This window comes from Mycobacterium sp. NAZ190054 (assembly GCF_001545925.1).
Taxonomy (GTDB): domain Bacteria; phylum Actinomycetota; class Actinomycetes; order Mycobacteriales; family Mycobacteriaceae; genus Mycobacterium.
Window position 1 is genome coordinate 1 of record NZ_LMVQ01000436.1, and the last position, 1,691, is coordinate 1,691.

Sequence of the window (1,691 nt, forward strand, 5' to 3'; positions counted from 1 at the left end):
CCAGTTCAGAATGTCGTTGTCGATGCCGACACCGCGGCAATCCTGCGGACCCTGCCGTTCCTCGACCATGACTGCCACAGAGCAGTTTTCGCCATCCACGCCGACGGCAACAAACTGCACCTCACGGTCACCGACACCGAACTCGACGAACTGATCGATTCCCTGGCCGCCGAAGCCAACCATGAACCCAACCGGCGCCGCCAACGACAACTCGACACCGCCTACGGCCACCTCAACACCGCCGCCGGTCAACCCCGCTGGTAATCAGAATGGCACTGCCCGAACTTGACGTCGCACGCGTGCAACGCTGGTGCGCGGCAAAGGTTCCCAACCACGCACGCCACGAAGTACGCCTCGAATGCGAGGTAGCGTCCAGGCATCTGACCATCACCGAGCATCGCCCGCCCTGGTGTGAAGACCTCGGCCCGGACTGGATCAGCTTCCCGATCGCCCGACTGCGCTACACCGCCACCAACAAAACCTGGACCCTCTACTGGCGTGACCGCCACCAGCGATTCCACCGCTACGACCTGCTCGACCCCTCGGCCCACATCGCCGACCTGCTCACCGAAATCGACAAAGACCCCACCGGCATCTTCTGGGGCTAACCACCCCAACCGCGGCCGGGGCCAAATCCAGCCGTCACACCGGGGCCAGTTCAAGTTGACATTGCCAAAGGAGGATGGCAAGTAGCCGGTCGGCTCGCACGCGACCACACTTTGAACCGCACCGGGGAGTCCGGAGACTAGATGTGCCACGGGTTCGGCGGTGTCGCCATACTGGGTTTTAAGCCACGAGTTGGGCGGATTGATGTAGCAGTTCGAACTCTATCGGAGTGCGCATGCCGAGGGCGGAGTGCCGCCGTTGGCGGCTGCGGAAGATCTCGAGGTCGTCGAATATCGCGTTGGCCAACTCAATGTGCGTCCGCCACCGCTTTCGGTTCAGATGTTCGGTTTGCATTCTGCCCCAGAGAGCTTCGATCATCGCGTTGTCGTAGCAGTCTCCGACCGAGCCGATCGACGGGACCAGCGCGGAACGCTCGGCGCGGTCGGTGAAGGCCCAGAAGGTGAATTGCACGCCGTGATCGCTGTGAACAACGATGCGGGGCTGCAGATCGCGATTGGCGATTGCCATCGACAGCGCGTTGGTGACCTGTGCAGCGGTCTGGCTGGAGTCGATCGACCACCCCACGACGTGCCGGGAGAACGTATCGAGGACTACCGCGCAGTACGCCTTGCCTTCGTAGGTGCGATGTTCGCGGCCTCGGTGCCGTCACGAGACCCCGACGGCGGTCGACCGGATGGTTTTGAGGTGTTGACTTTGATTTCGGCGCACGTGCAAAATCCTGCCCGCGGGGAGAGTGCTGTAGAGGGCACATCCGGCGGGAGCAGAGCAGGGTGCAGACCAGTCCGCCGTAGACGGCGCCGAGCGGGTTGTAGTTCGATTCTTCGTGTGCGCAGGCTAAGGCGACGTGGCCGAGTTCGGCGCTGAGGAGTTGCATTGGGATGAGCTGGGCGACTGGTGGCGGGGGAGTTGCTGGTTGATGATGCCGCGCAAGTATTCCTGAACCGTCCTGGATCTGGTGGAGACCGTGATCGCACCAGGAGGATGTGGTTGTGGCTGCGCCGAAAAAGTTCGACCAAGAGACCCGTGAGCGGGCAGTTCGGATGTATGAGGACCGGATCGCGGAG

At 62.5% G+C, this 1,691-nt stretch carries 2 protein-coding genes and 2 pseudogenes; 2 read left to right on the plus strand and 2 right to left on the minus strand.

All coding sequences use genetic code 11. The annotated features are described in order from the left end of the window. Positions 1-264: pseudogene (locus ASJ79_RS23590) on the plus strand (hypothetical protein); the annotation flags it as partial. Between the two features lie 5 nt (positions 265-269). Further along, a complete protein-coding gene (locus tag ASJ79_RS23595) occupies positions 270-608 on the plus strand; it encodes a DUF3024 domain-containing protein (protein ID WP_067960642.1) in 339 nt (112 codons plus the stop codon). A gap of 178 nt (positions 609-786) precedes the next feature. Here ASJ79_RS23595 and ASJ79_RS34815 read toward each other — a convergent pair whose 3' ends face one another. Then, the gene (locus tag ASJ79_RS34815) at positions 787-1,029 is read right to left on the minus strand and encodes an integrase core domain-containing protein (RefSeq protein ID WP_255374761.1); all 243 of its coding nucleotides are present in this window, start codon (positions 1,027-1,029) and stop codon (positions 787-789) included. Next, positions 1,009-1,236: pseudogene (locus tag ASJ79_RS34820) on the minus strand (DDE-type integrase/transposase/recombinase); the annotation flags it as partial. The pseudogene ASJ79_RS34820 and the gene ASJ79_RS34815, both read right to left, overlap by 21 nt. Positions 1,237-1,691: the final 455 nt, after the last annotated feature.

Bases quoted from the DNA above. Each gene is read 5' to 3' on its own strand.
- ASJ79_RS23595 (WP_067960642.1), top strand. From the start codon at position 270: ATGGCACTGCCCGAACTTGACGTCGCACGCGTGCAACGCTGGTGCGCG.